The organism is Streptomyces sp. NPDC085900 (genome assembly GCF_044540925.1).
GTDB lineage: Bacteria > Actinomycetota > Actinomycetes > Streptomycetales > Streptomycetaceae > Streptomyces > Streptomyces gilvifuscus.
In genome coordinates, this window is record NZ_JBITSP010000002.1 from 387663 (window position 1) to 406932 (window position 19270).

General features: G+C 73.0%; 18 protein-coding genes and 1 pseudogene. 12 read left to right on the plus strand and 7 right to left on the minus strand.

Features of this window, described 5'->3' with window-relative positions; translation table 11 throughout:
* The first annotated feature begins 151 nt into the window (after window positions 1-151).
* On the plus strand, window positions 152-916 hold the full coding sequence (locus ACIGDI_RS06505; protein ID WP_399891370.1) for a hypothetical protein: 765 nt from the start codon (window positions 152-154) through the stop codon (window positions 914-916).
* A gap of 25 nt (window positions 917-941) precedes the next feature.
* Here the strand turns inward: ACIGDI_RS06505 and ACIGDI_RS06510 are convergent, their stop codons facing one another.
* Window positions 942-2114 (minus strand): MFS transporter, encoded by a 1173-nt coding sequence (locus ACIGDI_RS06510; RefSeq protein WP_399891373.1) that lies wholly within the window; start codon window positions 2112-2114, stop codon window positions 942-944.
* 185 nt (window positions 2115-2299) lie between these two features.
* On the opposite strand from ACIGDI_RS06510, the gene ACIGDI_RS06515 reads away from it, so the two are divergent.
* The 3 genes from ACIGDI_RS06515 (at window position 2300) to ACIGDI_RS06525 (ending at window position 5543) form a co-directional block, all read left to right on the plus strand.
* Window positions 2300-2839: a hypothetical protein gene (locus ACIGDI_RS06515; protein WP_399891376.1), complete on the plus strand. Its 540-nt coding sequence runs from the start codon at window positions 2300-2302 to the stop codon at window positions 2837-2839.
* 102 nt (window positions 2840-2941) lie between these two features.
* Complete coding sequence (locus ACIGDI_RS06520; protein WP_399891380.1) at window positions 2942-4483, plus strand: CHAD domain-containing protein; 1542 nt, start codon at window positions 2942-2944, stop codon at window positions 4481-4483.
* Between the two features lie 70 nt (window positions 4484-4553).
* Window positions 4554-5543: a zinc-binding dehydrogenase gene (locus ACIGDI_RS06525; RefSeq protein ID WP_399891383.1), complete on the plus strand. Its 990-nt coding sequence runs from the start codon at window positions 4554-4556 to the stop codon at window positions 5541-5543.
* A gap of 59 nt (window positions 5544-5602) precedes the next feature.
* Here ACIGDI_RS06525 and ACIGDI_RS06530 read toward each other — a convergent pair whose 3' ends face one another.
* The 3 genes from ACIGDI_RS06530 to ACIGDI_RS06540 form a co-directional block, all read right to left on the minus strand.
* Window positions 5603-6613 (minus strand): zinc-binding dehydrogenase, encoded by a 1011-nt coding sequence (locus ACIGDI_RS06530; protein ID WP_399891386.1) that lies wholly within the window; start codon window positions 6611-6613, stop codon window positions 5603-5605.
* A gap of 240 nt (window positions 6614-6853) precedes the next feature.
* Entirely contained in the window at window positions 6854-8008 is a 1155-nt protein-coding gene (locus ACIGDI_RS06535; protein ID WP_399891389.1) for a S1 family peptidase, read from the minus strand.
* A 162-nt stretch (window positions 8009-8170) separates the two neighbouring features.
* Complete coding sequence (locus ACIGDI_RS06540; protein ID WP_399891391.1) at window positions 8171-8770, minus strand: gamma carbonic anhydrase family protein; 600 nt, start codon at window positions 8768-8770, stop codon at window positions 8171-8173.
* A 154-nt stretch (window positions 8771-8924) separates the two neighbouring features.
* Here ACIGDI_RS06540 and ACIGDI_RS06545 point away from each other — a divergent pair, with 154 nt between their 5' ends.
* The 3 genes from ACIGDI_RS06545 to ACIGDI_RS06555 are packed head-to-tail and all read left to right on the plus strand — an operon-like array spanning window position 8925 to window position 11356.
* A complete protein-coding gene (locus tag ACIGDI_RS06545) occupies window positions 8925-10271 on the plus strand; it encodes a sensor histidine kinase (protein ID WP_399891394.1) in 1347 nt (448 codons plus the stop codon).
* 15 nt (window positions 10272-10286) lie between these two features.
* Window positions 10287-10724 carry a glutaredoxin domain-containing protein gene (locus ACIGDI_RS06550; RefSeq protein ID WP_399891396.1) on the plus strand — a complete coding sequence of 146 codons (438 nt, stop codon included), beginning with the start codon at window positions 10287-10289 and terminating at the stop codon, window positions 10722-10724.
* Window positions 10721-11356 (plus strand): hypothetical protein, encoded by a 636-nt coding sequence (locus tag ACIGDI_RS06555; RefSeq protein WP_399891399.1) that lies wholly within the window; start codon window positions 10721-10723, stop codon window positions 11354-11356. The genes ACIGDI_RS06550 and ACIGDI_RS06555 overlap by 4 nt, the downstream gene beginning before the upstream one ends.
* Before the next feature lie 7 nt (window positions 11357-11363).
* On the opposite strand, the gene ACIGDI_RS06560 is transcribed toward ACIGDI_RS06555, so the two are convergent.
* Window positions 11364-12584, minus strand: coding sequence for a GNAT family N-acetyltransferase (locus ACIGDI_RS06560; RefSeq protein WP_399891402.1), 1221 nt, complete (start codon window positions 12582-12584; stop codon window positions 11364-11366).
* Window positions 12585-12691: 107 nt separating this feature from the next.
* On the opposite strand from ACIGDI_RS06560, the gene ACIGDI_RS06565 reads away from it, so the two are divergent.
* Window positions 12692-13336 carry a response regulator gene (locus ACIGDI_RS06565; protein WP_399891405.1) on the plus strand — a complete coding sequence of 215 codons (645 nt, stop codon included), beginning with the start codon at window positions 12692-12694 and terminating at the stop codon, window positions 13334-13336.
* A 51-nt stretch (window positions 13337-13387) separates the two neighbouring features.
* Here ACIGDI_RS06565 and acs read toward each other — a convergent pair whose 3' ends face one another.
* Both acs and ACIGDI_RS06575 read right to left on the minus strand, forming a co-directional pair.
* On the minus strand, window positions 13388-15367 hold the full coding sequence (gene acs, locus ACIGDI_RS06570; protein WP_399891409.1) for an acetate--CoA ligase: 1980 nt from the start codon (window positions 15365-15367) through the stop codon (window positions 13388-13390).
* Complete coding sequence (locus tag ACIGDI_RS06575; RefSeq protein WP_399891412.1) at window positions 15364-16008, minus strand: acetate uptake transporter; 645 nt, start codon at window positions 16006-16008, stop codon at window positions 15364-15366. Before ACIGDI_RS06575 ends, acs begins: the two co-directional genes overlap by 4 nt.
* A 268-nt stretch (window positions 16009-16276) precedes the next feature.
* Here ACIGDI_RS06575 and ACIGDI_RS06580 point away from each other — a divergent pair.
* The 4 genes and pseudogenes from ACIGDI_RS06580 (at window position 16277) to ACIGDI_RS06595 (ending at window position 19124) form a co-directional block, all read left to right on the plus strand.
* Window positions 16277-16731 (plus strand): annotated as a pseudogene (locus ACIGDI_RS06580) (DUF6098 family protein).
* Window positions 16732-16848: 117 nt separating this feature from the next.
* Window positions 16849-17307, plus strand: a complete 459-nt coding sequence (locus tag ACIGDI_RS06585; protein WP_399891415.1) for an SRPBCC family protein — start codon at window positions 16849-16851, stop codon at window positions 17305-17307.
* On the plus strand, window positions 17304-17531 hold the full coding sequence (locus ACIGDI_RS06590) for a hypothetical protein (RefSeq protein WP_399891419.1): 228 nt from the start codon (window positions 17304-17306) through the stop codon (window positions 17529-17531). The genes ACIGDI_RS06585 and ACIGDI_RS06590 overlap by 4 nt, the downstream gene beginning before the upstream one ends.
* 54 nt (window positions 17532-17585) lie before the next feature.
* Entirely contained in the window at window positions 17586-19124 is a 1539-nt protein-coding gene (locus ACIGDI_RS06595; protein WP_399891422.1) for an FAD-dependent oxidoreductase, read from the plus strand.
* Window positions 19125-19270: the final 146 nt, after the last annotated feature.

Here is a 19270-nt window from a genome sequence, read left to right on the forward strand (position 1 = left end):
ACCATCCACTCGGGTCGGGGATCGACTGCCGGTGGGCGACGTTACCGGCTGCGCCGCGAGCGGTGGGCCGAGGCGGTGGCAGGGGCGTGAAGCGGGCGCCATCGGGTAGGTGCCAGGACGCCAGGGAAGACACCGCCCCGCGGGAGATCCCATGAGCGTCACCCTCGTCCACCCCCGACCGAAGTTCCACCCGGCCCCGCTCACCGAGCCGCCGCCGTCGGGCTACCTCCACCTCGCCGCGACGCTCAGGCCGTCGGCGGCCGGGCCCGGCAGACCGGGCCACAACCGCGACCGCACGCTCCTGCTCGACATGCTGCGCGCCGAGGCCGAGGACCTGGCCAGCCTGGCCGAGGTCAAGCGGGCCAGCGTGTACCGGGCGGCCGCCACGGCACCGGCGATCGGCTGGAACCCACCGGACGGCCCGCCCCGCGCCCCCCACGACGTGGCCGTGCTCGTGGAGACCAGGACGCCGCAGGACATCCCGGCCGTGCAGCGCACCGTCGCCTACCGCGACCTGCGCAGACGCCTCGAACACCATGGCCGGGAGGTGCAGGTGCTCACCGCCCGCTGCGGCAAGTGCGTGGCCGACGTCGACCGCACCCGGCAGGGACTGTTCCTCTTCCACTACCTCGCCGGCGACGACCCGGGACGCGTCGCCGAACTCTGGGAGTACCTCACCGGCTGGTACTCCACCGAGACAGGCCTGGACAACGCCCTGCTGCTCGAACCCCTCGACGCCGACGCCTCGCCCTACACCCACGTCGCCCACGCCCGCTGGGACCTCAGCCTGCCCACCGCGGCGCTGCGCCAGTTCGGCAAGCCGAGCTTCTACCGCTTCCTGCGGCCCACGCTGCGGGAGAACCACACCACCGCGATGCCGGTGCTGTACCACCTCGTACGACTGCGGGACCGCTGACCGCGTCCGGTGCCGCCGGGCCGGATCAGGGGGTCGTCGCGCGCCGGGTCGCGAAACCGATGAGCGCGGCGACCGCGGCCAGGATCGCGACGCTGGTGAGCGCCGCGGGAAGCGAGAACCAGTCCGCCATGAAGCCGATGGCCGGCGGGCCCAGCAGCATGCCGCCGTAGCCGAGGGTGGAGGCGATCGCGACCCCGCTGGGGCCCGCGAGCGTTCCCGCGCGTTCCACGGCGACCGGGAAGAGGTTGGCGAGGCCGAGGCCGGTGACGGCGAAGCCCACCAGCGCCGCCCAGAGGGAGGGCGCCAGGGCGCCGGTCAGCATGCCGGCCGCGGCGGTGGTGCCGCCCATGACGACGGTACGGGTACGGCCGAGCCGTTCGAGCAGGGTCGTGCCGGTCAGCCGTCCTGCCGTCATGGCGAGCGCGAAGCAGGAGTACCCGAGGGCGGCGGCCCCGGGGGAGCCGCCGAGGTCCTGTTCGAGGTGCAGGGCGCCCCAGTCGGCCATGGCGCCCTCGCCGTACGCCGTGCACAGGGCGATGAGGCCGAAGACGACGACCAGCCCGCGGGTGCGGGCGTCCGGTCGGCGGGGGCCGTCGTGCGGGGCGCCGGTCCGCCGGTCGACGGGCCGGGGCGGCTCGATGCGCAACAAGGCGCGTCCGGCGACGGCGGTGACCAGCAGCCCGACGAGGGTCAGGCCGAAGAGATGCCACGCGGGGGAGAGATGCCCGGCGACCAGCCCGCCCAGACCGGCGCCCATCATGCCGCCCAGGCTGAACGCGGCGTGGAAACTGGGCATGATCGGCCGGCGCAGCGTGGTGACGAGGTCGACGGCCGCGCTGTTGAAGGCGACGTTGATGCCGCCGTAGGCGGCGCCGAAGAGGAGGAGGACGAGGCCAAGGGTGAGCGCGGAGTGGGTGTGCGGGGGCAGCGCGACGCTCAGTGCGAGCAGGACGCCGCAGACGACGGTCACGGGGTGGCTGCCGAAGCGTCGGCAGAGGCGGCCGGTGAGCATCATCGTGACGACCGCGCCGGCGGAGACGCCGAGCAGGGCCAGTCCGAGGGTGCCGGCGGAGGCGCCGGTCTGCTGTTTGATCGCGGGGATGCGGACGACCCAGCCGGCGAAGACGAAGCCGTCGAGGGCGAAGAAGACGGTGAGGACGACACGGAGCCGGGCGAGGTCGCTTCGGAGGCCCGGCACGGCGCTGTGCGATCGGGCTTTGTTTATTTGCGGCACAAACTCAGGCTAGGCGAGTCCCGGCGACGGGGACAAGGGGCGGGGTTCGCATCCCGGAAGGGCACGGAAGCGGTAGATCCGCCCGGCCGGCGGGCAGAACGGGACCATGGAGCACAACGGAGTCCCAACGAGTGCGCGGAGGTGGTGACTTGACCGTCATCGTCGGCCTGGTCCATCGACGGCGCGTCCACCTCGCGGGAGACTCCGCGGGCAGCAGCGGCTCGCAGCTCACCATCCGCCGCGACCCGAAGGTCTTCACCAACGGCCCCTACGTACTCGGCTTCACCACCTCGTTCCGCATGGGCCAGCTCCTGCACCACGCCTTCCAGGCCCCGCACCCCGAGGGCGACCTCGACCGTTTCATGGTCACGACCTTCGTCGACGCGGTCCGCACCTGCCTCAAGGAGGGCGGATGGGCCCGCAAGGACTCCGAACAGGAACAGGCCGGAGCCTTCCTCGTCGGCGTCCAGGGCCGTCTCTTCGAGATCCACGACGACTACCAGGTCGGCGAGCCCGTCGCGGGATATGCCGCCGTGGGCTGCGGCGACGACCTGGCACTGGGCGCCCTGCACGCCACGGCCGGTCTCGGCCTCAAGCCGCGCGAGCGCCTCACGGCCGCCCTGCGCGCGGCCGACCACCACAGCTCGTTCGTCTCCGCGCCGTACGTCTTCGCCAGAACACCCCGCTGAACCCGCCACCCGCCGGCCGGCCCCCTCCCGGGCGGCGCGGCCGAGTGTGTGAGGGAGGCCCGCAGGGTGTTTGAGCGGCCCGGATACGGCCACGCGACATATATGACCCAGTCCAAGCGTGAGACAGAGCGAAAGTACGCCGCTCCGTCGGCCGGCGACACGGCGTGGCTCCGCGAGCTCACCGGCGTGGACGGCGTGGTGTCGGTCGTGGAGCGGGGGTCCGAGGACCTGGACGCCGTGTACCACGACACCGAGGACCTGCGCCTGGCCGACGCGTCGGCCACGCTGCGGCGCAGGACGGGCGGACCCGACGCCGGCTGGCACCTGAAGCTGCCCCTGCCCGGAGACAGCCGGGAGGAGGTCCAGGCGCCGCTGTCCGAGACGGTCCCGGACGACCTGCGCGACCTCGCCCTCTCCCGGACCCGTGGAGCGCCGCTGACCCCCGCCGTCCGTGTCCGGTCCACCCGCAGCACGCGCGACCTCGTCGGTCCCGACGAGGCGGTGCTGGCCGAGGTGACCGTCGACAGCGTCCGTGCCGAGTCCCTGCGCGGCGGCATCACCACGCTGGCCGCCTGGACCGAGATGGAGGTCGAGCTCGCCGACGACACCGACCCCGCGGTCCTGGATCTCGTGGAGAAGGCACTGCGCAAAAGCGGCATCGAGCGGGCTGCCCATCCCTCCAAGCTGGCCCGGGCCCTGGAGGAGACGGGACTGGGCGCGCCGCGCCTGCCGGACGCCCGCGCCGAGAAGGTCGTACCCGGCACGGCGGGCGACGAGGTCCTCCGCTGGGTCGACGAGCAGGTGCGCACTCTCGTGGCCCTCGATCCCGCGGTACGGCGCGACCTGCCCGACGCGGTGCACAGGTTCCGCGTCGCCTGCCGCCGGCTGCGCAGCGTCCTGCGGTCGTACCGGTCCGTCCTGGACCGGGAGATCACCGATCCGATCCGCGAGGACCTGAAATGGCTGGGCGGCGAGCTGGCCGATGCCCGCGACCGCGAGGTCCTCGCGGAACGCCTCGACGCGCGCGTCGTCGCGGCACCCCGGGAGCTTGTCCTCGGACCCGTCGCCGCCCGGCTGCAGGCGTGGCACGTCGCCGGCACCGCCGAGGCGCGCCGACGCACCCTCGACGCCCTGAACTCGCCCCGCTACCTCGCCCTGCTGGACTCCCTCGCCACGCTGACGCGGCAGCCCCCGCTGCGGCCCAAGGCCGAACGCAAGCCGACCAAGGCGATGCCCAAGGCGATCCTCAAGGAGTACGACCGCCTGGCCGCGCGCATGGCGCACGCGCTGGACCTGCCGCCCGGGAAGGACCTCGACAAGGCCCTGCACGAGGCCCGCAAGGCCGCCAAGAAGACGCGCTACGCCACCGAACCGGCGCGCGCCTCGCTCGGCGCGCCGGCGAAGCGGCTCGGCAAACGAGTGAAAGCCGTACAGCGAGTCCTCGGCGATCACCAGGACAGCGTCGTGGCACGTGACACCCTGCGGAAGCTGGCCGTGGCCGCGCACGCCGCGGGAGAGCCCGGGTTCACCTGGGGGCTGCTCTACGGCCAGGAGCAGGCCGCGGCCGCCGACCGCGAGCGGCAGCTGCCGGCCGCGTGGGCGGACGCCTCCAAGCCACGCCTGCGCAAGCGGCTCGCCGGCTGAAACCCCGTGCCACCGCGAGCATGGTCACCTACGGTCTAAGCCGACGACGCTTCGACGAGGGGGAGTGGCAATGGCTGCGACGATGCGAGCGGCGGTCTGTGTCCGCGCTGGCGGCCCCGAGGTGCTGGAGGTCCGTGAGCTGCCGGTGCCGGAGGTGCGTGAGGGCTGGAGCCTGGTACGGGTCAAGGGCGCGGGCCTCAACCGCTCGGAGCTGAGGACCCGTCAGGGGCACTCCCCGAGCGTGAAGTTCCCGCGTGTGCTGGGCATCGAGTGCGTGGGAGTGGTGGCCGCCTCGACCGATCCGCGGCTGCCGGAGGGGACCACCGTCGCGGCCGTGATGGGCGAGATGGGCCGGGAGTTCGACGGCGGCTACGCGGAGTACGCGCTGCTGCCGAACCCGCTGTTGATGCCGCTCACCACCACCCTGCCCTGGGACGTCCTGGCCGCGCTGCCCGAGACCTGTCTGACCGCCCGGGGCTCACTGGACGCGCTGGGGATCGAACCGGGCGGCCGGGGGCGGTTGTTGATCCGCGGCGGCACCTCCTCGGTGGGGATGGCGGCCGCGTCCATCGCAGCGGGTCACGGGCTGGAGACCGCCGCCACGACCCGGCGGCCGGACAAGGCGGACGCGCTCACCGCGGCCGGTGTCGACCACGTACTCCTGGACGACGGGGAGCCGTTGGCGAAGCGGCTGCGCGAGATCTGGCCCGAGGGCCCCGACCATGTGCTGGACCTGGTCGGGGCGGACACGCTCGTGGAGTCACTGCGCCTGGTCCGCCGGGGCGGCACGGTGTGCATGTCGGGCTCGCTCAGCGGCTGGCTGATCCCGGACTTCGAGCCGATCGCGATGATCCCGTCCGGCACCCGGCTCACGGCCTTCCACAGCGACGACATCAAGGGCAGCGCCGGAGTGTCCGTGCTCCAGCGGGTCGTCCGGGAGGTCGAGGCCGGCACCTACCGGCCCAACGTGCACCGTGTGTTCGCCCTGGACGAGATCGTCACCGCCCACCGGTACATGGAGGAGGACCGGGCCACGGGGAAGCTCGTGATGCTGCCCTAGACGCGGTACGCACGCACAGGGCACTCCGCAGCGGTGCGCAACACGCTGTTCACCGCCGCCTAGCCGGGAGCCACCTGGATCTTCGGCCCCGCTCCGGCCCCGGCCGGTCGTTCTCCCGCCAGTATCGCGCCGACCTCCGTCAGTCCCACCGTCGCCGCCACCAGCGGCCGGGGATCGACCGCCCCCTCGGCGTACGCCCGGATGGTGGCGGCCAGGCCGGGGGAGGCGGACAGGATGCCGATCAGGGTCACGTCCTTCAGGACGAGCGCGCGGGTGTCGACCCGGCTGGGTTCGGCGGACAGTCCTATGCAGACCACGCGACCGGCCGGCTCCACCAACTCGACCGCCCTGGGCGGCAGATGGGCCGCGTTCGTGGCGTCGACGACCGCGTCGAAGGGAAGGTCGGGGACTGAGTCCTCCGTCCACACGTGCGGGAAACCCAGGTCCCGTGCGAACGACAGGGATGCATCGGTGAGACCGGCGACGTGCACCTCCGCGCCGGTGACGCGCAGGAACATAGCGGTGAGCAGCCCGATCGTCCCCGGACCCAGGACGAGCGCCCGGTCGCCCGGGCCCACGGCCGTGGCCCGAGCGGCGCGCAGCGCGTTGCCGCCCGGCTCCACGAGGGCTCCGAGCGTGGCGCCGACGGAGTCGGGCAGGGCATGCAACGAGGAGGCGGGCACAGCCAGTTGCTCCGCAAGCGCGCCGGGCCGGCCGCCGCGGATGCCGACCTCCTGCCGCTTCTCGCACACGTGCTGCATGCCCCGCAGGCAACGGCGGCAGCCGCCGCAGCCGAGCATCGTGTCACCCATGACCCGGCGGCCCAGCCACGCGGGGTCGACGCCGTCGCCGACCGCCGCGACCTGGCCCGCCCACTCGTGCCCCAGCCGCATCGGATACGCCGAGTGCCCCTGGTGGAGGTAGGCCATCGCACCGGTGAAGAACTCCATGTCCGTCCCGCAGACGCCAACCCGCTCCACGTCCACCACGACCTCACCGGGGCCGGCCACCGGCGCGGCGACCTCCAGGACCTCGTACGCCCCGGGCGCGGTCAGTACGAAAGCCCTCACCGGGGCGTGCCCGGCGGGCCCACAAGACGGCTTCCCCCGGCGGCGGTCGGTCCGTGCCCGCCGGGGGCTGTCGCGGTGTCGTACGTCTGCGTGTTCCTCATGGTGATCGAGAATGTAGACGGTCGCACCGATGGCCGGAAGGGCTCGGTGGTGACCCTCCGCGTGGTGGGCTTCAGCGGCTCCGGGGTGGGCCGGGAGTCGCGCCGAGCCCACCCGGGAGCCCGCGCCGCCGTGCGGGGATCAGGCGGTGTGCAGCGTCAGCCCGTACCGGTTGAGGATCTCGTTGACGGGCTGGTACCAGGTCTCGCCGCCGGAGCTGCAGTTGCCCCAGCCGCCGGAGGTGACGCCCTGTGCCTGGTCACCGCTGATGAAGGAGCCGCCGGAGTCACCCGGTTCGGCGCACACGCTCGTCTTCGTCATCTGGTAGACGGCGCCCTGGCTGTAGTTGACCGTCTCGTTCTTGGCGAGGACGGTGCCGCAGTGCCAGTGGCTGGTGGAGCCGGAGCGGCAGATCGAGGCGCCGACCGGGGCCTCGGCGGAGCCGCGGACCAGCTGGTCGGAGACGGTGCCCCAGCCGAGCACGACCGGGACGGTCCACCAGCCGCTGCCGACGTTCACCCAGGCGTAGTCGTTGTCCGGGAACGAGGAGCCCTGGAAGTTGCCTATGTAGGAGTGGTCCCAGCCGTACACCGCGCCCGTGTGCTGGTCACAGTGTCCGGCGGTGATGAAGCCGCCGTACACCGAGAAGCCGATGGAGCAGCGGACGTTGCCCGTGTAGTACGGGTCGCCGCCCACGGTTCCGGCGGCGAAGGTGCGCGGCGCCTCGGCGGTCTCCTCGACGGCGACGGGCCCGGCGCCGCGGGCGCGGGCCAGGAACGCGCGGACATCGTTGTCATCGCGGTGTGCGGTGACGACGTCCACGACCACCTTGTTCGCTTTGGGGTCGACGTACCAGCTGCCGACCCCGGCGGGCGCGGACAGGGCGTCGATGCGCGCCTTCGTCGCGTCCAGGCGGCGCGCGCTGTGCTCCACGATCCGCACGGTCGCGCCGGTCGCGCGGACGGCCTCGGTGTTCGCGCCGCGGGTGACGGCGACGGTGAGCCTGCCGGTGGCCGGGTCGAACCAGGAGCCGCCGTAGGAGGTTCCCGCGGCGCGCTCGGCCTTGCGTTCCACGGCCGTGGCGGTCTTCTCGGCGGCCAGCCGGGCCCTGGCCTGCTGGTCGGTGAGGCCGAGGTCGTGCCGCATCGCGGTGAGGAGGGAGGCGGAGGCGGGTGCCTCGGAGGGGGAGTGTGCGGGGGAGTCCGCGGCGGAGGCCGGAAGGCTGCTCGCGGTGGCCCAGGTGCCGAGCAGGAGGAGCGCGGACAGGCCGGTGCGCAGGGATGTGATGCGTCTCAAGGGGGTGCCCCTTCGTTGTTCCAGCAGGGTGGGGGTGGAACAGCAGAACGGTGAGAGCGCTCTCAGGGGGTGCGCCGCAGATCCTAGCCGGTGATCATGGTCAGGTCTATGCCAATCTCCCGCCGAAATCGGACGAGTTGGCGGCCGGGGGCTCGGTGCGCGTCACTCGTCGTCGAGCAGCCGGTCGTCCAGGTGGGCGCCGTAGAACGCGCTCTGACGGGTCATGATGTCGCGCATCGGCGTGCCCCGCGGCACCCCGTACACCGTCCCTGGGAAGTCCAACTCGCGTTGCACCTGCCACAGTTCCTCGTGCTGTTCCGGTGCGAAGAGCCGTGCCGGGTCGCCCGCCGCGATCCAGCCGATGGGGACCACGGTGCCGGGCGCGAGCCGGGAGCCCACGTGCAGCACGCTGTTGATGCGCAGTTCCGCTCCGGCGCCCGCCACCGAGCCCGGGAACAGCGAGGCACCCGTGGCGACGAAGACCTCGTCCTCGACGACGGCGCCGTTGACATGGGTGTGCGGGCCGATCAGGACGGCGTCGCCGATCACCGCCGGATGCCGGGCCCGTCCGCGCACGAGGGCGTGCTCCATGACCACCGTGTCCGCGCCGACGCGCACCTCGCCGTCCTCGGCCGTCAGCACCGCCCCGTGCAGCACCCGTGCTCCCTCACCCAGGACGACCGCCCCGCAGAGGGTCGCGCTGGGCGCCACGTACGCGGAATCGGGGACGAGCGGCCGCCGCCCGCGGTGTTGGATCAGCATGGGCGGTGAGCCCCCTTCCGTGCCGCGGGTGGTCCAATGCGCGCAGACTAACCCGCGCCACCGACAGCGGCGCGGCACGCTGAGGAAAACCCCCGGGTGAGACGGGGGACGGCCGTGTTCCGCCGGGAGGTTGTACGTCCGTAGCGTCGCGTCCGTGACCACAACCGTCCGGAACGCCCGCGGGCACGGCACACCGGGGGCGGCTGCCGTCCTGCGGCGCGTGCTCGGTGCTCCTCTCACCGCCCGCGCCCGGGCCGAGCTCGCCCACTGCCTGCTCGGATTCCCCCTCGCCCTGGCCGGCTTCCTCCCGGTGGCCGTGTTCCTGGCGCTCGGTGCCGGCCTCACCGTCTCCCTCGTCGGCGCCGTCCTCGGCCTGCTGCTGATCGTCACGGCGATCGGCCTGGCCCGTGCCCTGTCCGGCGTGCACCGCCGGCTCGCCGCCGGGCTGCTGGGGGAGCTGGTGTCCGCGCCGGCCCGGCCGCGGCCGGAGGGGCGGGCGTTCGCGCGACTGGACGCCCGGCTGCGCGACGCGGCGGGCTGGCGGTCGGTGGCCTACGTCCTGGTGAAGTTGCCCGTCGCCGCCTTCGGCCTGTACGCGGCCGGCTGGTGGCTCACCGGCCTGATCGACCTCTCCGCGCCCCTGCGCCGGCTGGCCCTCGGCCAGGAGGACATGCCGACGATCCTCCCGGTCCCGGTGGGCGGGGGAGCCCCATACAGCACCTCTTTCGCCGGCACCCTCGTCGCGGCGGCCATCGGCACGCTGACCCTGCTGACGGCGCCCTGGTTCACGCGGGGCGTGGTCGCCGTCGACCGCTGGCTGGTGCGGGCCCTGCTCGGTCCCGGCGAACTCGCCGAGCGGGTACGGAGCCTGGAGGAGACCCGCGCCCTCGCCGTCGACGACTCGGCGGCCCTGCTGCGCCGCCTGGAACGCGACCTGCACGACGGGGCGCAGGTCAGACTGGTCGCCCTGGCCCTGAGCCTGGACATGGCCAGGGAGCGTCTGGGCGCGGACGGTGAGCCGGTGGCCGACCCCTGCCGGGTACGGCACCTGGTCGAACTGGCGCACCGCAACGCCACCGAGGCCCTGACCGAGCTGCGCGACCTGGCCCGCGGCCTCCACCCGCCCGTCCTCGACGACGGTCTGCCCGACGCCCTGGCCACGCTCGCGGCGCGCAGCGGACTCCCCGTCGAGCTGGCGGTCGACGTGCCCGAGCGGCCCACCCCCGCCATCGAGACGATCGCCTACTTCTGTGCCGCCGAACTCCTCACCAACGTCATCAGACACAGCGGTGCCCGCCGCGCCGCACTCGGCGTCACCGGGCGGCACGGCGCGCTGCGGCTGTGCGTCACCGACGACGGGCGCGGCGGGGCACGAGTGGGGGCCGGCAGCGGTCTGACCGGGCTGACGCAGCGCGTCCGTACGGTCGACGGCACGCTGGATATCAGCAGTCCGGTGGGCGGGCCGACGACGGTGACGGTGGTGCTGCCGCTGCGTGCGTGAGTAGCCTGCGTCAGTATGACGCGCGTCTGGTTGCCGCCCCTGCTGTTCGTACTGTGCGGTTCGGCCTTGGCGACGGAGCTCGCCCTCGACGGCAGCCCCGTCGAGGCCACAGCACTGCTGCTGGTGTTCCTGGTCCTGGCGGCCGTCAACTCGCCCCTGATCTTCCCGAGGTCCCTCGACGCCCAGCTGGCACAGCGTCGCAGCGCCGCCGACGGACGCCCCGTCGTCTACTGGCGGCCGGGCTGCGCGTACTGCGTGCGCCTGCGCCTCCGGCTGGGCCGTCGGGCCCGGCGGCTGCACTGGGTCGACATCCGGCGCGACCCCGCCGGGGCGGCGGTGGTGCGGGCCGCCAACGGCGGCGACGAGACCGTGCCGACCGTCGTCGTGGCGGGCCGGCCGCACACCAACCCCGATCCCGAATGGGTGCGCCGACAGCTCTCCTCGGCCACGTGACCGGCCTCGCCGCACGGTTGCGGCACGTCTACTGGATCGGCGGCGGCAGCGGGGCCGGCAAGTCGACGGTCGCCCGGCGGCTCGCCGACCGCCACGGCTGGCGGCTGTACTCGACCGACGACGCGATGCCGGACCACGCCGCCCGGCCCACACCCGACGAAGCCCCTTTCCTGCACGAGTTCATGGCCATGGACATGGACGAGCGCTGGGTGAACCGGCCTCCGCGCGTCATGCTGGAGACCTTCCACTGGTTCCGCGGCGAGGGCTTCGGGCTGATCGTCGAGGACCTGCTGAGCCTGCCGCGGCAACCCCGCGTCGTCGTCGAGGGTTTCCGGTTGCTGCCGCACCTGGTGCAGCCGCTCCTCGCCGATCCCGACCACGCGGTCTGGCTCCTTCCCACCCCCGACTTCCGCCGGGCCGCCTTCCGCAGCCGCTCCGCTCCCGGTGAAGGGTTCCTGTGGAGGACCAGCGACCCGGCGCGGGCCGGCCGCAACCTCGCCGAGCGCGACGGCCTGTTCACGGAGCACCTGCGGGAGGAGACCGAGCGGCTGGGTCTGCGCGCGATCCCGGTCGACGGCACCCTGACGGAGGACGCCCTCACCGAGGAGGTGACCACGGCGTTCGGGCTCTGACCTCGGGTCAGAACCAGTGCAGGCAGTGCGGGGTGCGCTCGGCCGCGAAGAACGCGTCGGCGAGGGCGGCGGCCCCCGGACGGTGGGCCCGGACGTGTCCGGCCCGCACGAGCGTGCTCGGTGTGGTGCCGCCGAGGTAGACCGACCCCAGGTCGCTGATGTCCAGGGACAGGTCGGGTTCGCGGTCCGTCGGGACGCAGTCGGCCTTGCCGTCCTGGACGGACAGCAGATAGCGGTCCCGTTCGCCGAGGAAGGGGTCGTCGACGTCGAGGACGAGCTCGCCGTCCGTGAACCAGCCGCGCGCGGTGAGGGCGCGCGGGACGTCGAGCAGCCGTACCCAGAGCCAGTCGGTGTGGTCGCTCACCTGGCCGGCCCGGAAGTCCGCGAGCTGCCAGCGCAGCGGATGCCCGGGCGGGACGTGCTTGAACACGACCTGGGAGACCAGGTCGTGGCCGAGCACGAACCGGGCCAGGGCGGTGAAGACGGCGTCGTCGGCGGTGATGGTCTCGTCGACCGTCAGGGTGCCGGAGTCGACCGAGTAGCTGGCGTACCCGTCGGGGACGCCGTCGGCGTCACGGTGGACGGCGATGTAGCGCGCCGTCGGCGCGATCGGGGGCTGTCCCGCGCGCAGGGCCCACCAGCGGTGCGGCCGGGACAGCGCGCCGGGCTGGGCTCGTCGGTAGCGGTCGTAGACCGTTTCCAGGATCTCGCCGCACTCGGCGCGCCGCAGCACCTCGACCGAGCCGGTCGTGGGGGCGTCGGCCGTTCCGCCCGCCCGGGGGAGGGCGAGGGCGCCTCGGTGGCGCGGCACCGTCAGCCGGTGCGTGTACGTCGCCGGTCCGTAGCCGAACCTGCGGTAGATCAGGGCCTCGGAGGCCAGCAGCACGGAGAGGAACTCGCCGCCGGCCCGCAGTTCGGTGAGCTGATGCCGCATCATCGCGCTGAGCACGCCCTGGCGTCGGTGCGAGGGCAGGACGCCGACGGCGGTCACCCCGGGGGCCGGGACGAGGGTCTCACCGGGCAGGGTCAGTTCGAAGGAGTAGGACGCGGCGGTGCCGACGGGTCTGCCGTCCGCCGTGCGGGCGAGCAGGCCGCGGTCCATCTCCAGCGCCGACCACCAGACCCCGCCTCCGCCTTCGGCCGGCGTCTCCGGGAAGAGCCCGAACGCGGCGTGGAGCGTGGTCACGAAGACGTCGAGGTCCTCATCGGTGGTGGAACGTATCTCCATCGCTGCCGCCGCCTCCTGCGAAAACCGGCACCACGACGCGTGGTGTCCCGCCACCATGCGGTGTCACCCCGTGGCGGGGTCAAGCGAATTACGGGATCATGCCCGTCATGCGCGTGGTGATCGCCGAGGACGCAGCCGTGCTGCGGGAGTTGCTCGCCCTGATGCTCACCGAACGCGGCCACGAGGTGTGCGCGGCCGTGGGCGACGCCGACGCGCTGCGGGCGGCCGTGGCCGAACACCGGCCGGACGTCACCGTCGTGGACATCAGGATGCCGCCGACCCACACCGACGAGGGCCTGCGTGCCGCGATCGACATCCGGGAGCGGCGCCCGGGGACCCCGGTGCTGCTGTTCTCGCAGTACATCGAGACCAGGTACGCCACCCGGCTGCTCGCGGCCGGCTCCGCGGGCGTCGGCTATCTGCTCAAGGACCGGGTCGCCGACGTGGCTGAGTTCACCGACGCGTTGGGCCGGGTGGCGGCCGGCGGGACCGCCCTCGATCCCGAGGTGGTCACCCAACTCGCCGGTGCGGCGCGACGGGTCGACGGCATCGAGTCGCTCACGGCACGCGAGCACGAGGTGCTTCAGCTGATGGCGCAGGGCCGCTCCAACACCGCGATCGGCCGGCGGCTGGAGGTGTCGGCGGGCACGGTGGAGAAACATGTCGCCGCGATCTTCGGCAAGTTGGGGCTGCCGGTGTCGCACGACGCCAACCGGCGGGTGCTTGCGGTGCTGCGGTACCTGGGCGCATGAGCGGCGGGGCCGTGACGGTTCCACGACCCCGCGCGCCGCTCTGGACAGGGCCTAGGCCTCCTCGTCTCCGCTTCCCGCTCCCGGCAGCCGGGTGCGGATCTCGTCCATGACCGTCGAGTCGGTCAACGTGGTCACGTCACCGAGCTGGCGGTTCTCGGCGATGTCCCGCAGCAGCCGCCGCATGATCTTCCCGGAGCGGGTCTTCGGCAGCTCGGCGACGACCAGGATCTGCCGCGGCCGGGCGATCGGCCCGATCTCCTTGGTGACGTGGGCGCGCAACTCGGTGGACACGTCCTCCGGTCGGGGCGTGCCGGCGTCGCCGCGCAGGATGACGAAGGCCACCACACCCTGCCCGGTCGTCGGGTCGGTGGCGCCGACCACGGCCGCCTCGGCGACCCATGGATGGGAGACCAGGGCCGATTCGACCTCCGTGGTGGAGATGCGGTGGCCGGAGACGTTCATGACGTCGTCGACCCGGCCCAGCAGCCATATGTCGCCGTCCTCGTCCTTCTTCGCGCCGTCCCCGGCGAAGTACATGCCGGGGAAACGGGACCAGTAGGTGTCGAGGTAGCGCTGCTCGTCGCCCCAGATGGTGCGCAGCATCGCCGGCCACGGCTCGGTGAGCACCAGGTAGCCGCCGGAGCCGTCGGGCACCGGCTTTCCGGTGTCGTCGACGACGTCGGCACCGATGCCCGGCAGCGGACGCAGCGCCGAGCCGGGCTTGCAGACGCTCACTCCCGGCAGGGGGCTGATCATCTGGGCCCCCGTCTCGGTCTGCCACCAGGTGTCCACCACGGGACAGTGGTCCGAGCCGATGTGGTGCCGGTACCACATCCACGCCTCGGGGTTGATGGGTTCGCCGACCGAGCCCAGCAGCCGCAGCGAGGAGAGATCGAAGCGCTCGGGGTACTCCCCACCCCACTTCATGAAGGTGCGGATCGCGGTCGGCGCGCAGTAGAGGATCGACACCCGGTACTTCTCGACGATCTCCCACCAGCGCCCCTTGTGCGGGGTGTCCGGCGTCCCCTCGTACAGCACGGAGGTGACGCCGTTGGCGAGGGGCCCGTAGACGATGTACGAGTGGCCGGTGACCCAGCCGATGTCCGCGGCCGTCCAGAAGACGTCCCGCTCCGGCTTGACGTCGAACACCGCCCAGTGCGACCACGCCACCTGCGTCAGATAGCCGCCGGTGGTGTGCAGGATGCCCTTCGGGCGAGCCGTCGTACCGGAGGTGTACATGATGTACAGCGGGTGTTCGCTGTCGAACGCCTCGGCCTCGTGCTCGGCCGGCTGTGCGGCCACCAGGTCGTGCCACCACACGTCCCGGCCGTCACTCCAGTCCACGTCCTGTCCGGTGCGCCGCACCACCAGCACGCTGCGCACGTCCGGGCACTCGCGCACCGCCTCGTCGACGGCCGGTTTCAGCGCCGAGGGGCTGCCCCTGCGGTAGCCGCCGTCCGCGGTGATCACCACATGGGCGTCGCAGTCCAGGATCCGGCCGCGCAGCGCCTCGGCCGAGAAGCCGCCGAAGACCACGGTGTGCGGGGCGCCGATGCGGGCGCAGGCCAGCATCGCCACCACCGTCTCCGGGATCATCGGCATGTAGATGGCCACCCGGTCGCCGGTGCGGACGCCGAGGGAGACCAGGGCGTTGGCCGCCCGGCAGACCTCGTCCTTCAGATCGGCGTAGGTGAGGGTGCGGGTGTCGCCGGGCTCGCCCTCCCAGTGGAAGGCGACCCGGTCGCCGTTGCCCGCGGCCACATGCCGGTCCACGCAGTTGTGGGCCGCGTTCAGGCGGCCCCCGGTGAACCAGCGGGCGAAGGGTGCCCGGCTCCAGTCGAGCACCTCGTCCCAGGGCCGAGCCCAGTCCAACCGGGCCGCCTGGGCTGCCCAGAAGGACTGGCTGTCGGCGTCGGCCCGCTCGTAGTCCGCCGCGGTGGCGTTCGCCGTGGCGGCCAGCTCCGGTGGCGGCGGGAACCGCCGCTCCTCCCGCAGCAGGTTCGAGAGTGTCTCGCCACCGGTGTCGGTCATGCCCGAGCCCCGGCCACCGGTCCACCCCGCTGCAGGTGCAGGCGGGTGGCGACGTTCGGGAAGACCGGCACGACCGGACGTTCCGAGGTGGAGTTGGTGACGCCGGCGAAGGACGCGTACCAGGCGCACACGGCCGTCACCAGACCGAGCCAGCCGCCCGCCTTGACGGTGGTCTCGGACTGGGCGAAGTCGGCGACGCACAGCACGATGAAGGTCGCCGACAGGGTCACGAAGACCGCCAGGATCGCCCCCGTCGTACGGAGCGCGGCGACCGTCATGTACACCGTGAAGATCGCCCACACCAGCAGGAACAGCCCGCTCGCCTGGTGCGCGGTGGAGGCGGGCAGCCCCGGGGCCACGTACTTGGCGAAGGCGGCGTACGACAGCCAGAAGGCACCGTAGGAGCAGAACGCGGTCGCGCCGAAGGTGTTGCCCTTGCGGAACTCCCACATACCGGCCAGGAGTTGGGCCAGCCCGCCGTAGAAGAGGGCGAGGGGGAGCACGACGGCGACGAGCTTCTTGTCGGTGATCAGGTTGGCGTTGAAGGTGCTCAGGACGAAGGTCGTGGCCGCGAAGGCGGCAAGTCCGAGCGGACCGGGGTCGGCGATGTTGCCGGCCGGAGTGGATGTTGGCGTGCTCATGAGTGGCAGCCTCCTGTCTCCGAGGGCACAAAGGTGCAAATCAACCCTAGGCAACCCAGGTACCCGATCGAAACCGTGCCAGTCCAGGCGTCGGCGAACGGTGGCGGCGGTGCGACGAGCGGCCGGTCCGGCACGACGAACGGCCGCCGGTCCGGTACGACGAACGGCCGCCGGTCCGGCCGCGGGAGCGACGTGTCCCGGCAGGTCGGCGGGGTACCCGGTGCACCCCGAAACCGCCCCCGACCTGCAAGGACGGAATGACGACCCGATGAACGCCCGCCACGACCTGCCCGAGCTGCGGACCCTGCGCGAACTGGCGGAGGTGGTCCACTCCACGCCGAACCTCTATGTGCGCTGGTCACGAGGGCCCGAGGCCGACGAGGCGATCGCCGAGAGCCGGGACGGGCTGACCGGCATCGGCTGCCCGGACTGTCCGCCAACCCGCTCGACGTCGAGCCGTGGTGGGAGGACAGGTCGGCCGAGCTGTGGGTGGCGCGGCGGCTGTACGACTACTCCCACCTGCCCCGCGACAAGGGCGAGGGGGTGCGCCCCTGGGTGCTGCGCGGCCGGGTCGGAGGACGGGGCCCCGACAACGAGCCGCTGGTCCGGGACGTGAAACCGATCGGCTGGATCGGCGAGAGCGTCATCGAGGAGGCGCGGCGGGCCGTGGAGGAGCAGGAGCGGGCACGCGAGTGGGGGCCGATGCGGCGCCGGGCCCGCTGAGCCGTGTTCCGGGCACGGCGTCGCGGTCCCGGGTCGGTACCTGCGCGGTTCCGGGGTACCCGGCACACCGTTCACGAGCCCGACGACAACCGGCGTCGACGAAAGGGAGGCACAGTCATGAGCAGGGTCAAGGAAGCGGTCGAGGTCGCCGTCCCGGTCCACACCGCGTACAACCAGTGGACCCAGTTCCAGGAGTTCCCCAAGTTCATGGAGGGCGTCGAGGAGGTCACCCAGCTCGACGACACCCACAACCACTGGACCACCAAGATCGGCGGCGTGCGCCGGGAGTTCGACACCGAGATCGTGGACCAGCTGGCCGACGAGCGGATCGCCTGGCGTACGGTCGGCGGCGACACCAAGCAGATGGGCATGGTGCGCTTCCAGAGCCTCGACGACGGGCACACGCGCGTGGAGATCGTCATGGAGGTCGAGACGAGCGGGGCCGTGGAGAAGGCCGCCGACGCGCTCGGCATGGTGGACCGGCGGGTCAAGGGCGACATGAAGCGGTTCAAGGAGTACATCGAGGAGCACGGCGGTGAGACCGGTTCCTGGCGCGGCCGGGTCACCCCCGGATGAGAGCGGCACGCGACATGGAGCCCGTCGGCCGGGGCCGGAACCCCGCCGACGGGCTCCGCCACGACCGGAGGTCGGCGCACCGGGCTTTTATCGGCCTGGGGCCGCTGACCCTGATCCAGGGCTTCCGGCCGCCGTACCGCTGGACGGAAACCATGATCCAGGGCTTCCGGCCGCCGTACCGCTGGACGGAACCCGAACACCTGCCACCGCCCCCGCCGCGCTGACACCCGGGCCGACGGCGGGCGCTTCGGCAGGGCCGCCCAGGGAACCCGGCCGCCATGAACACGTACGCAGCCGAGCAGCGGTCGTACTGGATCGACACGGCACCCCAACGAGAGCCCCACCCCCCTCTGGAGCGGGACACCACCGTCGACGTCGCCGTGATAGGCGCGGGCATCGCGGGCCTCAGCACGGCCTGGGAACTGGCCCGCAGCGGCCGCAGCGTGGCGCTCCTGGAGGCCGACCGGATCGCCGCCGGGGTCACCGGCCACACCACCGCCAAGGTGAGCGTGCTGCACACCCTCGTCTACGAGCGGCTGCGCCGCACCCGGGGCGAGGAGGCTGCGAGCCTCTACGCGCAGTCCCAGACCGAAGCCGTCCGCCACGCCGCCGAGACGGCCCGCGAACTCGGCATCGACTGCGACTGGGAGGACACCGCGGCCTACACCTACACCGAGGACAAGGCGCGCGTCGGCGAACTCAAGGCCGAGGCGGAGGCCGCCCGGGCGGCCGGCCTGCCCGCCGACTTCGTCACCGAGACGGATCTGCCGTTCCCGGTCGCGGGCGCGGTCCGGGTGACCGGGCAGGCCCAGTTCCACCCCCGCAAATACCTCCTCGCCCTCGCCGAGGACCTGGGGCGGCAAGGTGTCTCGATCTACGAGGGGACCCGCGTCGTCGGTCTCAAGGAGGGCGAGCCCTGCCGTCTGACCACCGAGGCCGGGGTCACCCTGAGCGCCGACGACGTCGTGGTCGCCACGCACTACCCGATCTTCGACCGGGCCATGCTCTTCACCCGGCTCTCGCCGCGCCGCGAGCTCGTGTGGGCCGCGCCCATCCCCGCCGACCTGGACCCGCGCGGCATGTTCATCACCCCCGAGCAGGGCACCCGCTCGGTGCGCACGGCCCCGTACGCCGACGGGCAGCGGCTGCTCATTGTCACCGGTGAGCACTTCGCCCCCGGCACCGCCGACGTCGAGGAGCGCTTCGACCGGCTCGCCCGCTGGGCCGTGGAACGTTTCGGGAAACTCGACTTCACCCACCGCTGGGCCACGCAGGACAACGACTCCACCGACTCGGTGCCCCTCGTCGGACCGCTCCCCACGGCGGGCCGCCACACCTACGTGGCCACGGGCTTCGGCGGCTGGGGCATGAGCGGCGGCATCATGGCCGGCCGGCTGCTCAGCGACCTGATCACCGGCCGGAGTTCACCGTGGAGCGGGCTCTACGACCCCCGGCGGCTGGGCACCGTCGTCCGTGAGGCGCCCGCCTTCCTCCGTCACCAGGCCCATGTGGCCCGGCACTTCGTCGGCGACCGGCTGCCCTCGGTGTCGGGCGGCGGCTCGGTCGACGACATCGCCCCCGGAGACGGGGCGGTCGTCCTGGCCGGCGGACACCACTGCGCGGTCCACCGCGACGAGTCCGGCGAGCTCCACGCCGTCGCGGCCCGCTGCACGCACCTGGGCTGCCTGGTCGCCTTCAACCGCGCCGAACGCACCTGGGAGTGCCCCTGCCACGGCTCCCGCTTCGACCCCGACGGCAACGTCGTCCAGGGGCCCGCGACGAGGCCGCTGGAGCGGCGGGAGATGCGATCGTCATGATCGACGGCCGGCGGCCGCGCCCGTCCGGCGGTGATGGGCGTCCTACGACGAGACCGGCACGGTCGGCGCCCCCCGGCCCCGATGTGCCCACGGGACAAGGCCGGTGGGCGGCCCGGCCGTTGCCCTGAGCGCGGGGCGGCCGGGCG